General features: G+C 72.1%; 6 protein-coding genes. All 6 read right to left on the minus strand.

Annotation, left to right across the window (positions count from 1 at the left end; translation table 11 throughout):
- Positions 1-6: 6 nt before the first annotated feature.
- Entirely contained in the window at positions 7-2,511 is a 2,505-nt protein-coding gene (locus MTS1_RS00110) for a transglutaminase domain-containing protein (RefSeq protein ID WP_023950260.1), read from the minus strand.
- Positions 2,508-3,863, minus strand: a complete 1,356-nt coding sequence (locus tag MTS1_RS00115) for a DUF58 domain-containing protein (protein ID WP_023950262.1) — start codon at positions 3,861-3,863, stop codon at positions 2,508-2,510. The genes MTS1_RS00110 and MTS1_RS00115 overlap by 4 nt, the downstream gene beginning before the upstream one ends.
- Positions 3,860-4,825 (minus strand): MoxR family ATPase, encoded by a 966-nt coding sequence (locus tag MTS1_RS00120; RefSeq protein WP_023950264.1) that lies wholly within the window; start codon positions 4,823-4,825, stop codon positions 3,860-3,862. Before MTS1_RS00120 ends, MTS1_RS00115 begins: the two co-directional genes overlap by 4 nt.
- Before the next feature lie 31 nt (positions 4,826-4,856).
- Positions 4,857-10,796: an Ig-like domain-containing protein gene (locus MTS1_RS00125; protein WP_023950266.1), complete on the minus strand. Its 5,940-nt coding sequence runs from the start codon at positions 10,794-10,796 to the stop codon at positions 4,857-4,859.
- A gap of 1 nt (position 10,797) precedes the next feature.
- Entirely contained in the window at positions 10,798-11,943 is a 1,146-nt protein-coding gene (locus MTS1_RS00130; protein WP_023950268.1) for a serine/threonine-protein kinase, read from the minus strand.
- Between the two features lie 110 nt (positions 11,944-12,053).
- Positions 12,054-13,091: an FHA domain-containing protein gene (locus MTS1_RS00135; RefSeq protein ID WP_023950269.1), complete on the minus strand. Its 1,038-nt coding sequence runs from the start codon at positions 13,089-13,091 to the stop codon at positions 12,054-12,056.
- Position 13,092 lies beyond the last annotated feature (1 nt).

Raw genomic sequence — 13,092 nt, forward strand, 5'->3', positions numbered from 1 at the left:
GCCACCTTATCGATCCCGCCGTCCGCGCGGCAGCCGTTGCGCTCGGCCGACGCGACGCTCCCGTCGCACCAGCGAGCGGAGCGACACCCGCGCGCGGAGCCGGGCCCAGAAGCCCAGGCCCTCATCGAGCCGCGAACGTTCGGACTCGACGATCCGCCAGAAACGCTCCGCCTCGTCCTCGTCGGGCGGTGCGGCGTCGAACACCGACCGGTCGGCGAGCGTCGCCAGTTCGGTCGCCCCGACCGATCCGCCGTACGCGACCACGAGCTCCTGCCGTGTCAGCGAGCCGGGCCCGGGGAGCCCGTGGTCCACCGCGGAATCGACGAATTCCTGCCAGCCGCCGGTGAACCGCTCCACGGGGTCGGTGCTGGCGCGGCGGCCGCGGCGTCGCACGAGCTTGGCCAGCACGATGAGAGCGAAGGGCCCGACGAGCAGAAGCAGCACGAGGAGCGAGATCCCGCCGATGCGGAGAGCCGTCCACAGCGCGGTGAGGTCGCGCGACGTCGCCGTGTCGTCGCTGGGGCTGCGGCCGCCGTCGCTGGGATTCGCCTCGGCGGGCTGAACCGTCTCGGCCTGTTCCTGCCTCACATCGGTCGGGATCTTCGGATCCTGCCGCTGCTGCGTGTCGGGGGAGGGGAACACCGCGTGCTGCGGCGTGACGTCGACGGCGACCCAGTCGGGACCGAGACCGCGCACCTCGAGCCACGCGGAGATGTCTCCGGCCGTGCACAGCCCGTCGTCGCAGGTCGCGAGCGTATCGTCGGTCGACTGCAGCCGCATGCCCACGACGATCCGGGCGTCGAAGCCGAGCCGGTCGGCAATCATCATCGCGGCCACGGCGAACTGCTCGTCGTCGCCGATGGCCGCGACCAGTGCCGCGTCGTCCTCACCGCCGACCTCGTCCTCGCGAGCCAGAAGATCCCCGAAGAGCTGGTCGATGCGGTCGGTGGAGTGCCCGGCCCGGCTCGGCTGGAACGCGTAGTCGCCGAGATCGGTGATCCACGCCGGTGGTGCTGCCGTGTCGATCGTGAGGGCGTGGCTGAGGAATCCGCGTGCGCGGAGCAGGTCGATGAGGTGCTCCAGTCCCGCCCCGCCGGAGCCGTTCGCGTGCTCATCCATCCATCGCACGAGATTCTCGGGCACGACGTCGTCGCCGAGCGTGGGCGTGCCCCGTGCGGGCTCCAGCGAACCGAGGGCGGGTACGGCCTCGGGACGAGCGGTGCCCTGCCGGTACTCGGCGCCGGGCTGCAGGCCCGGGTCCGCCAGCTGCACACCCGCGGACGTCTCGGCGTTGTAGTAGAAACCGTCGGCCAGGGTCGCGGCATCCGCGCCGTCGAAGTCGACGGAGGTGACGGCGTCGACCGTCGGCATCCAGACGCCGTCCCAGCCCTCGATCGCGATGCGCGCGGATCCTGTGACCGATCCGGCGCCGGCGGGGAGCGCCGAGGGGACCCGGGTGAAGGACGAGCGCGGGTCACCGGCCGGCGCGGCGGGGTCGACGACCCGCGCGACCCGGCCGTCGTAGAACGGCAGCGTCGCGAGCCTCACCCGGTCGACGCCCTCGGGCGCCGTGACGCGGAACATGGGCTGGTCGAAGCGGTCGTCGGAGAACCAGGTGCGGTACTGCCCGAGCGGGCTCAGTTCGGCGGCGAGCTCGAGCCGCGGGTCGACGTCGGCCCGGAGCACGTCGCGGGGCGCCCCCGCGAGCGCCCACGGCGCGACGATCGTCGCGCCGACCAGGCCGACCGCGACCATCCCCGCGGCCGTGGCGATCCGCCCGGCGAGCCCGCGGATGGGCCTGCTGCCGCTGCGGACGCCTGTCGCGGCCGTCGCCGTCGCGATCGCGCGCCGCCGGTCTGCCGTGGTGCGCCACACGATCGCGATGAGCGCCGCCACCAGGGCGGCCATCCCCACGAGTGCTTCGCGGCTGAGCGCCACCGGCCCGACCGCCGGGCCGGGCATGGGGGCCGTGGATCCGAACGCGACGCCGAACACCGTGGGGACGAGCGCCGTGACGACGGCGAGCGGCCACCATCGTCCGCCGCGCCACGCGACCGACAGCGCGAGCACCGTGGCGCCGAGGAAGACCAGCAGCGCGGGAGCGAGCGTGGCCTGATAGCTGCCGAGCGGCAGCTCGAGGGTCAGGAGGTCCTTCCACCCGGTGACCGGGGCCGTCACAACGCCCCGCAGGCCCTGGAGCGCCTGCGGGAGCGAGCCGAGCGAGCCGGGGGCCGCGAGCGGGAGACCCAGGACGACGTACGTCGCGATCGCGGCGAGCGCGATCCACCAGCCGTTCAGACGCCAGCGCAGTCCGGCCGCCGCGATGGCCGTCCCCGCCACCAGCGCCGCGGCGACGACGATGACGAACGCCGCACTGCGGTAGATGGGCCACGCGGCGAACGCGCCCACGGCGAGCACGAGCAACAGCACGACCGCCTGCAGGACGAAGAAGCGCCAGGGGGTCCGGGGGGTGCGTCGGGCGCGCAGGTCGCGCCGTGCGGGCGCGCTCACGACTGCGCCGCCCGCGACAGCAGCTGACGGAGGTCGTCGAGGAGTCCGATGGAGAGCACCGACATGCTCCCGAGCGCGCGGAGGCCCGGCTCGGCCTCGGGCGAGCAGGTCACCGCGATGACGCCGACGTCGGCGGGGAAGGCGAGGGCAGCGGACTGCAGCTGGGCAGCGGTGAGCGCTGAGCCGCAGACGAGGAACCCGATCGAGACGTCGGGGTGACTCTCCGCGGCGAGCGACGCCGCATCGCGCAGCGGGCTGACGTGCTCGAGGCGGTCGAGCCCGGCGAGGTCGTCGAGCAGAGTGCGGGTCGTGATGGTCGTGAGCTCGCGGATGGTGCGGATGCGACGGCGGGCGAACTCCGGCACCTCTCCGCCGACCACGACGTCGACGTCGCGTCCGTCGCGGATGCCGCGGATGCCGAGCGAGGCTGCGGCGCTGACGGCGAGCTCGAACTCGTCGTCGGAGGCGTACTCGTCGGCACCGACCGCGAGGGCGATGACCATGCGGCTGCGCCGCGTCTCCTCGTACTGCCGGACCATGAGGGTGCCGGTCTTCGCGGTCGACTTCCAGTGGATCTGGCGCTGCGAGTCGCCGGCGACGTAGGGGCGGATCGCGTGGAACGAGAAGTCCGCGTCGACGACCGTGCGCGACGCGCTGCCCTCGAGATCGCGGATGTAACCGGTTGTCGTGCTGCGGAGCGCCGTGGTGACGGGATGGATGTAGAGCGTGTGCACGTCGTCCCACGTGCCCTCGCGCTTGAGGATGCCGAGGGGGTCGCCTCGCACGGTGCGAGCGGGACCGACCGTGATGATGCCGCGCCGGTGGGTGGGCACCACGACCTGTTCGGTGTGGGTGTGCCCGTGGCGCAGCAGAGGAACGTGCACGTCGACGATGCCGTCTCCCACGGGGACGTCGATGCGACCGGGGAGGGCGGGCGCCGCGCCGACGTTGGTCACGACGAGCGTTCCTTCCACCTGGGTGCCGGCGACGACCCGGTCGTGCTCGAGACGCAGATCGACCTGGTAGGCGCGGGCGCTGAAGAGGAAGGGCACCGACAGCACGAGGAGCACGAGGGCGACGACGCCGGCGGCCGTGAACTCCATGAGACCGAGGGGCAGGCCGATGCCCAGCCCGAGGACAGCGGCGACCACCATCAGCCACCCGGCGACCGTGACCGTCTCGGCGATCCATCGCGCCGTCGCCGTGGCGGCCCGCCGCAGACGTCGCCACGACTGCACGCCACGCACCGCGAGCACGGTCGTGCGGCCGGTGGTGCCGAACCGCGTGCGCGCGAAACCCGTGCCCTCCGAGACGGAGGTCCGGGTCAGGCGGGACTCGGTGTCGAAGCTCACACGGTCTCTCTCTGGCTGGGCGGCACGGTGTCGAGCAGAACCTGCCCGATGACCGCCCCGGCCGTCACGCCGTCGAACTCCGCCTCGGGGTCGAGGATCAGACGGTGCGCGAGCACGGGCTCGGCGAGGGCCTTCACATCGTCGGGCGTGACGTAGCTGCGGCCGTGCGCGATGGCCCAGGTCTTCGCGGCCTTCGTCAGCGCGATCGCCCCGCGGACGCTCACGCCGAGGCGCACCTCGGTCGCGAGCCGCGTCGCCTCGACGAGGCGGGCGATGTAGTCGAGGACGAGGGCGTCGAGGTAGACCCCGCGTGCGATGTCGGCCATGCTCACCACGCCCTGGGGCGTGATGACGGGGGAGACCTCGCGGCGCGTCTCGGCGGCCCCCTCGAGGATGCGCACGGTCGCGGCGTGATCGGGGTAGCCGAGCGTCGTCTTCATCAGGAAGCGGTCGAGCTGCGCTTCGGGCAGACGGTAGGTGCCCGCCTGCTCGACGGGGTTCTGCGTCGCGACGACGAGGAAGGGCACGCCCACCCGGCGGCTCACACCATCGACCGTGACCTGGCCCTCCTCCATGACCTCCAGCAGCGCCGACTGCGTCTTCGGCGAGGCGCGGTTGATCTCGTCGGCGAGGACGACGTTGGCGAAGATCGGGCCCTGATGGAACTCGAACTCGCCGCGGCTCTGGTCGTAGACCGTGATACCGGTGACGTCACCGGGAAGCAGGTCGGGCGTGAACTGGATGCGGCTGCTCGTGCCCTGCACGGTCTGCCCCATGGCGCGGGCGAGTGAGGTCTTGCCGGTTCCCGGGTAGTCCTCGAGCAGGAGGTGACCCTCGGAGACCATCGCGGTGAAGGCGAGCTCGATGACGTGGCGCTTGCCGAGCACGACCTTCTCGACGTTGTCGACGAGCGTCGCGAACGTCTCCTGGAACCAGGCGGTCTGCTCCGGTGTGATGCTCATGGGGTCCTCTCGGTTCGCCATGCGGCGGCTGTCAGGGGGCGGTGTTGCCGGTGCCATCGGCGGATGGCTCGGTGGGTGTCGGCTGCGGGGCGGCTATCTGCTCGCAGGACCGCTCCAGGGTGAGCTTCTGCAAGCCGGACAACGGCCCCGTCCACGTCACCGTGTAACGGTTGCTCCGTGCCGTGCCCGTGCCGCCGACGGCCTCGGAAGCGACCGAATACGTGCCCGACGGGAGGCCCGGAGGACTCCACGCGGGGACGGATGTCTGGTCCGATCGGCACGACGGCAACGAGTTCGCGGAGACCTGAACCGGGAAGGATGCGTTTGCGGAAGCCGGTTCGATCGGAGAGGCGTCCGAGCAGTTGGCGTCGAAGCCGAGGAACGTGTCGCACCAGCGTCCGGACCAGCCGGTCACGGGAGCGTTGTAGCCCGGGGTGAAGTCGGCGACCGTCGTGCGGCCGTTCAGGAGCCTGAACTGGGCGTCCTCGAACGGAGGATCGGTCGGACGGTTGAGCTGTGCGCCGTAGGTGTAGGTCGTGCCATCGCTGCTCGGCTGCGTGCTCACCGAGAAGGTGATCCCCTCGGGCGCCTCGACGTTGCCGACCGGACGCGCCGAGATCTCGGCGCCCGTGACGCCGAAGCCGCGCTTTCCGTTGAAGGTGTGCTCGGCGCACGCCCAGACCGTCTTGCGCTTGAACGCCTGCGCCTCGAACTGCTGGCTCGTCGCCGACCCGGTGGGAACGCAGGCCTCGGCCGACACGTCGCTGAAACCGATGAGGGTCTGCGTGCCATCGCCGTTGGGGGTGACCGACGCGGTCACGCGCATGGAGTTCGAGGTGTTGGTCTCCGACAGAGTCAGGCCCGGGGCGCCGACGCCGTGCGCCGTGACGGCACGCGACTGCCCTTCGCTCGAGCCGGCCGCGATGGGCGGCAGGTCGAAGGTCGTCAGCGGCGTCGCCGTGAGAGTGATCGCGGAGTTCGATCCGACGTCGTAGTTGGGGAACGTCGCGGTGCCGCCGACCACGGGGCGCGTGTCCGATCCCGCGCGCCCGCCGCTCAGTCGCACGCTGCCGGTCGTGGCATCCAGTCCGGTCACGGTGATGGTAGCGCGTCCCCCGTCGCGTCCGTTGGGCGTCGGCTCGAACGACGATCCCGCGGGCTGTGCCGGCGGGCGGTAAGCCCACGCCTGGGTGCGCACGGTCGAGCGCGACTCACCGACGGAACTGTAGGCCCGCGCCTCGTACGTGATCTTCTCGCCGACGGGCGCGGAGATCGGGGAGCACGACCCGGATGCCGGGCAGGTGGCGACCTCGCGGCCACCCGCGGTGATCCGGTAGCCCTGGACAGCGGGGTAGGAACCGCTGTCGGAGCTCACGCGCAGGGTCACCGAGTCACCGGTGTACGCCGTCCACTCCACGCGCGCGGGATTGGCCGGAAGGCCCTGCAGGTCGAGGATCACCTGCCCGTTGCGGGCCCCGCTGGACTGACGCCCCTGCGCGTCCTCGACGGTGAAGCTGCCGGTGCAATCGGCGGCGCCCGGCGCATCCGCGCTCCACGTCGCTCGTACGGCGGTGTCGCTCGCGCGCGAGAACGACACGCCCGTGCAGTTGCCGGGGCCGCTGGCGCCCACGAGCCGCAGCGGCGTGCCGGGCAGCGGGTTCACTTCGCCGGCCCCGCCGATCACCTCGATCGTGCACGAGGTCGCGCCGCCCGACTGCGAGCACGTCTGCACCGCCGACCCGCCCTTGGGCAGCGTCGAGGGTGCAGGACCGACCGTCAGGAGGAGATTGGCGGGCGCGGCGTCGGAGTGGCTCGGGAGCGAGATCGCGACCGGTTCCTGACGCCCGGGACGCGCGGCATCCGCTGCCGTGACCGTCGCGGTGCTGCCCTCGACGGTCACGGTGAACTGGTCGCCGCCGTACGCGCCCGCATAGCGGACGGAGTCCCAATCGGCGCGACCGGCCCACTGGACCATCTGCCCCAGGTCGTAGGTCTGCGTCGAGCCGGGGCTGACGGTGAGCGACGCGCTGCGCAGGGTCGGCTGGGGAATCTCGGCTTCGATCGTCACCCGGAGCGTCAGGAAGGTGGCGACGTCCTGCGTGCTCAGTCGCGCGGGGACGATGCAGCTGTCGGTCCACGGGGCGCCGGCACCGGCGGAGTATCGGATCGTGGTGCCCGACACGACGCTGCACACGGCCTCGCCGCGAGCGCCGCCCGCGCGGATGCCGTCGTCGATCACCAGCGTCGCGCCGCGGGGGACGCGCACGGCGTCAGCGAGGTCGACATCGACGCTCTCCTTCTCGCGCACCTGCAGGGGCGGGAAGCCCTCGCGCAGCGCGAGGCGGACGTCGGCCTCGCCGGGCACGCGGAGGAATCCGTACGAAGTGACTTCGGTGCCGTCGAACGCGGTGCCGGTGACCTCGAAGGGGATGAGGCGCGAGCGCTCGGGCAGCTCGCCCGAGATCTTCCAGCCGTCGACGGCGAGATCGGTCGGCTCGCCCCACAGCGAGAGACGGAGGCCCGAGACGTCACCGGTGTTCCACGACACCTGCCCGTCGAGCACATCGATGCCTCGGGGGAAGTCCTCGCGGTTCTCCAGCGTCAGCACGGTGTCGCGCACGACCGGGTAGTCGGGCACCGGCTCGCGGACGGTCTTGACGACGATGAGTCCGATGGCGGTGTCGCCCCGCTCGTTGCGGACGGTGTAGGTGTACGAGAAGGTGCCGAGCACGTCGCCCGCGCGAAGAGTCACGGCGCCGTTCTCGATCGGTCCGATCAGGCCCCGCAGGGTGTCGTACTCGCTCGAGCCCTCCTGCGCGTTCGGTGCGACGTCGATCAGCTCGAGATCGGTCCCCGCGGGGTCGATGTCGTTGTCGGTGGGGCGCACGACCACCGTGCTCTCCGCGCCGACCTGCACCTGCAGGTAATCGCTGTAGGTCACCGGACTCGGGTCGGTCTGCGTGTCGATGACTCCGACGCGCACGTCCGCCGTCCCGGTCGCTCCGCTGGGGTCGCGCACGGCGTACCGGAACCTGACCTGCCCGCTGAAGCCGTCGGGGCTCGTGTAGACGATCGCCGAGCCGTCGGCCGAGATCGTCGCCGAGCCCTGGTCGGGCTGTGCGACGATGCGGTCGAGCACGACGGGGTCGCCGTCGGGATCGACGGCGTAGGCGTCGAGCGGGATGCTGACCGATTGGCCGCTGAGGACCCGCCCGACCAGCGTCCGCGGGAGGGGTGCCTGGTTCGACTCGTCACCCACGACGGTCACGGTCACGCGTGCTGTGTCTCTGACCTCGGGGAATCCGAGCCGGAAGATCGTGTACGTCAGGGCGTACGTCCCGGGCTCCTCGGGCGCGAGGTAGCGCACCAGCCGGCTCGTCGCGAAAGCGAGCCCGCCGCCGGTCTCGTTCACGATCGACGAGGGATCGATGGCGATCGGGGCGCCCGACGGAGCGGTGTCGTTCTCGAGCACCGGGATGTCGATCTGCGTGCCCGCGCGCACGGTCACGGCGTCATCGACCGCGATCGGCGGTTCCGCGGTCGCGGCCGGGAGCAGGACGACGGTCAGCTCGCCCTGCGCCGTCGCGGCTGCGCTGCCGGTACCGTCCGACACGGTGTATCGCACGACGCCGAGGCGGCCGGGTTCACCCGAGTCGGTCATGCCGCTCACCCGGAGCAGGCTCTGGCCGACCAGGTCGACGCCGAGCGAGGCGAAGGGGTCGCTCTCGGGCCGGATGTCGCTGAGCAGCAGCACCGAGCCGGCCGGATTCGACACGGCGGCGGCGACGTCGATCGTCGCGTCCTCGTTCGGCCGGACGAATGCGGTGAGGGGCGGAGTGGTGATGCTGGCCGTCTCGGGCGCGAGCATCGTGACCCGTACGGTCGCCGTGGCCTCGGCCAGAGAGTCGCGCACGGTGTACTGCACGAGATAGGAGCCCGGGGCCGAGGCGGTGACGACCATGCTCAGCGCGGCAGGGTTCGCCGCCGCCGTCGACTGGGCCTCGTCGAGCGGCACGACGCCGGTGAGGGACACCGGCCCGGCGGCGCCGGTGACGTACGGCGCGACGGACACGTCGAGCGGCTCGCCGACGACGCCGGTGACCGCGAACGACTCGGCGGTCAGCTCCGGCGTGGGGGTGACGGTGATCGTGAGCGGCTGGGTCGCGGCCGCGCCGCGCGCATCGGAGACCGTGACCGTGATCGTCACGGTCAGGCCCTCCGTGGCGTTCGGATCGGGATGCTGGTAGGTCAGCGTTCCCGTGGGGGTGGTGGTGACCGTTCCGACGCCGGTGTCGTTCGTCGCGCCGGCGAGGAAGACCGGGTCGCCCTCGGGGTCGACCCACCCCTCGAGCAGCTCGGCCGAGACCGTTCCGCCGGGAGCCACGGTGAGCGACGGCCAGGTGGCGAGGCATCCCTCGACGCCGCACCATACGGGCGCGGTGTTCTGCTCGTCGTCCACGACCGTGAGTGTCACCGTAGCGAACTCGGAGAGCAGGCCGTCGGCGGTCGTGCCGTCGGTCACCCGGTAGCGGAGGGTCGCGGTGCCCGCGGCATCCGGAGACACGGCGACCGTCAGCTGCTGCTGCGCGCCGGTGATCGACGCGGTTCCGAACGACGGGTCGAGGTTCTCCAGCGAGCCCGGGTCGATGCTGAGCACGTCCTCGTTCGGGTCGTGGTCGTTCAGCAGCACCGGGAGGAGGGCCACCGAACCGGCTCGGACCCCGAAGGCGTCGTCGACGGCGACGGGCGGCTTCGGATCGACGACACGTTCGGAGGTGGCATCATCCTGCTGCTCGATCTCGACCTGACGGTCGAGATCCCACTGCTGCGACGACGCGACGAGCTCCCCGTCGGGGACGTTCCAGACCCAGCCCGAGCGGCGATCGTTCAGCGCGAGCCTCGTGCCGTTGCCGATGAAGGCGGGATCGACATTGTCGCCGATGTCGGCGCCGCGGTAGTCCAGCGGCGTGACGGTGCCGGGGTCATCGCTCGACCACAGTGAACCGGCCGACTCGCCATCGCCGAGCCACGCGGCGTAGACCGTCGAGCCGAGCACCGCGGGCCTGGCGGCGGTGCCGGCGCCGGGGCGGTCGAGCGCGCGGCTCGCGCCGGCACCGGTGAGGTCCACGGCGACGACGCCCTCCGCGTCGGCGATGTAGGCGCGATCGCCGTCGCCTGCGGCGTCCTGCAGTCTGGCGCCTCCGGCGAGACCGGTCGTGATCGCCTCGTCGCGCCCCCGCACCCACACGTCGCCGCTCGCGTCGTCGAGCAGGACCCAGCGCGAGCCGACGACGCTCAGCTGCGCCGCGTCGAGATCGCTCGGTGCCGCGTCCTCTCCGAGGATGCGGCCGGTGCGCGAGTCGGCGCGGACGACCCGACTCTCCGCGGCCGAGAAGGCGTAGACGACGCCGTCCGTGCCGACGGCGATGGAGGTGGCCACGAAGCGCGGCCGCTCCTCGCCCTCGGGCACCTCGGCATCCGCATAGGGGTCGATCGGGATCCCTTCGCCACCGCCCGACAGGCTCGAGCCGAACACGGCCCCCGCCTCGGTGCGGTAGGCGATGGTGTCGCCAGTCACGGCGATGTCTGCGGTCCCGGGAGGCGTCGGGGTGAAGACATCCTGGGCGTCCTCGGTGAGGTCGGCCGGCCGGCCCATGTCGACGTCGGAGAACTGCGATGAGCCGTTGCTGTAGACGAACAGGCGGTCCGTGGTCTGCGCCAGCGCGCTGCCGTTGTCGACGCGCTTGACGGTGTCGATCTCGCCGAGCTCGAGGTTCACGCGGGCGTATCCGCTGCCGGCGCCGTTCTGCAGCGCCCAGACCGTCGGATCGTCCGGAGGCGTCGACTGCGCGTCGTACCCCGGCCAGACGACGGCGAGCGTCGCGGTGACCGCGAGCACCGCCGTCACCGCACCCGCGGCGATCCAGGTCGTCCGGCGAACGCGGGGACGCGCGCTCTCGCGCCGCGCCATCTCAGAAGCCCCCGCCGACGATGAGCAACGTCGTGACGGCACCGGCCCCGGCGACCAGCAGCGCGCCGCCGGCGATCAGGGCGACCCGGGCTGCGGTTCCGAGGCGGCGGACCGGCTCGGCGCCCGCGAGGATCGTGCCTTCGTCGGGACGGCGATCCACCACACGCGCAGCCCGCGCCGGACGGCGGGACTCGTACGCCACCGAGGGGCGGACGGGTCCGCGTGCGCGGTCGTCGGCGAAGTCGACGGTGGCCCCCGCTGCGGCCCACTCGTCGACCGCCACCTCCATCGGCGTGTGCGGGAGCCCGAGCTCGTGCTGCACGAGCTGGAGGTCGTGCGCGAGATCGGCCGCCGTGGCGTGCCGTGCACCCGGGTCGCGACTCATCGCGCGCGCGAGGACCTGCTCGAGGCGCTCGGGCACGTCGGCCCGGCCGATCGGCGTATACGCGGCCTTCCGGATGCGCGACTTGAGCTGCTCGCGGCTGTTCTGACCGCTGCCTGCGCGCTCGAACGGGCTGCGCCCGGCGAGAAGGGAGTACAGCGTCGCACCGAGCCCCCAGACCTCGGCCGCGACCGACCCGGAGACGCGCTCGTCGATGATCTCCGGCGCACTCCAGGGCACCGACATCGCGAATACCTCGTCGCCGTCGGAGCGTCCGGAGATGGCGGCGGCGATGCCGAAATCCGACAGCACCGGGGTGCCGAAGGTGGTGATGAGGATGTTGGAGGGCTTGATATCGCGGTGGAGGAGGCCCGAACGGTGCGCGGTCTCGAGGGCCGAGCCGATCTTCACTCCGAGCTGCAGCACCTCGCCGACCGGGATGACCTCGCGCCGGTAACGATTGGTGAGCGAGGTGGGGCAGTACTCCATGACGATGTAGGGCCGGCCGTCGGAGGAGATCGACGCTTCGTAGATCGTCAGGATGGAGGGATGCGAGCTGAGGCGCGCCATGACGTCGGCTTCGGCGTTGAACATGCGCAGCAAGCTGTCGTCGATTATGTCCTCGAGAAGGACCTTCACCGCGACGGGGCGGCGAGGCAGGTTCTGCTCGAAGAGGAAGACGTCGGCGAACCCGCCCGTACCGAGGGGACGGACGTAGGTGAATCCCGCAAGACCGGGCGGCGCGGAGGGCAGTCTCGACGCCACGAGTCATGCACCCCCTGTCAACGGGGGCGCGATGACGTCCCCCGGAATCCGAATCCGGTGAGATTTTTCTAACACACCGACCACAGGCCGGGAAATCGCTTGACCGGACGTCACGAGAGCGGCTCGAAAGATGCGAGCACGCCGTCGCCGAGATCGAGCACAGCACCCGGCGCGACCCGAGCGGTCGCCCCGCTCCGCAGCAGCTCGGCGTCGCCCGACGCGTCGCGCACGATCGTGCCGTTGGTCGACCCCAGGTCGCGCACGACGAGCATGTCGGCGTCGAGGCTGACCTCGACGTGCGTGCCCGAGACCTCCTTGCGGGGCGAGGGCACCGAGACGATGCGGGCGCCCGGATGCTGCGCTGCGCGCGGCGCCCGCCCGAGCACGATGGGGTGGTCGAGGGGGTAGGTCCCGCCCGGCTCGAGGCGCAGGACGTACCGGCGCGGTTGCGCACCGACGGGTGCGGCGGGTGTGCGGCGCGAGCCGAGAACGGTGCTGTCATCGATCTCGGGCCGCGGCTCGGGGTCGGATGCCAGCTCGGGCTCGGGGCCGGGTTGGGTGCGGCGCCGGGGGCCGAAGGACTCGGTCAGCGTTCGACGATCGACCGCGACGGTCTCGAGCGGGTCGAGGTCTTCGAGCGCCGCGACGGGAGGTGCAGCCGCGACGACGGTTGCAGCGACAGCGGGCGAGGCGACAGGCGCGGTCGAACCCCATTCCAGGGCGTCGGTGCGCACGACGCCGCGACCGATGGGGAGGAGCGAGGGTCCGGTCGCGGCGCCGATCCCGAGGGAGATGCCCGCGACGTGCTGGGCCGAGCCCTCGACCCACGTGCCGATGCCCGTACCGGCGTAGCTGCTGCGCTGAGGACCGTGCAGATCGATCGTCGCCGCGCCGCGGACGGCGACGGAGACGGCGCTGGAGCCCGCATCGACGAGCTCGACCAGGGCGAAATCGGGCAGCGCACCGATGCCGACGGTCGCGATGACCGAGAGGACATCCTCGAACGCGGCATCCCGCGCCGTCATCGCCTCCCACACGGCCCCGGCCAGCGCTTCGCCGGCGCTCGGGCCGAGAAGCAGCGCGAACCGATCGGTGACCATCGCGAACCCCGAGCCGCGGGCGTCGTCGGGCGTCGGGTAGCGGAACACG

The sequence above is a fragment of the Microbacterium sp. TS-1 genome, assembly GCF_000509385.1.
Taxonomy (GTDB): domain Bacteria; phylum Actinomycetota; class Actinomycetes; order Actinomycetales; family Microbacteriaceae; genus Microbacterium; species Microbacterium arborescens.